This is a genomic window from Microbacterium maritypicum MF109 (genome assembly GCF_000455825.1).
GTDB classification, from domain to species: Bacteria; Actinomycetota; Actinomycetes; order Actinomycetales; family Microbacteriaceae; genus Microbacterium; species Microbacterium maritypicum_A.
In genome coordinates this window covers 1-480 of record NZ_ATAO01000106.1, presented here as the reverse complement: position 1 = coordinate 480, position 480 = coordinate 1, and the positions used below count along the sequence as shown (strand labels likewise).

1 protein-coding gene is annotated in these 480 nt (G+C 71.9%); it reads left to right on the top strand.

The window, feature by feature from the left end:
• Nucleotides 1-480 (top strand): carbohydrate-binding protein (locus tag L687_RS27265; protein WP_040569637.1); only part of this gene is annotated, 480 nt, incomplete at both ends.

Below are 480 nucleotides of genomic sequence, written 5' to 3'. Positions count from 1 at the left end.
CTCCGACACCGTGACCTGGACGCGCACCGTCGAGAACACGGGCAACGTCGTGCTCGATGCCGTGACCGCTGCCGGAGCGGATGTCGGCTCGCTCGTCCCCGGTGAGGCGGCACCCCTCGAGGCGATCGTCGTCCGGCTCACGACAGAAGACGTCGCGCGGGGCTCGATCGCCGCGGCATCCTTCGAGGTGACGGGGGTCAACGGAGTCCGCTCGGTGTCGGACTCCGTCGAGCCGGCGACGCTGTCCCTGCCCACCGCTGCGGGGTGGAGCGCGCAGACCGTCTATGCCGGCGGCGAGCTCGTGTCGCTCGACGGGCGGCTGTGGCAGGCGTCGTGGTGGACGCGTGACCAGCGCCCCGGCGACCCCGTGGGTCCGTGGCAGGAGTTCGCGACGGACATCGACGGGGCAGTCGTGTGGACGCCCACCCGCGTCTTCACCGCAGGAGACGTCGTCGTACATGCCGGCACGCGCTTCGAGGC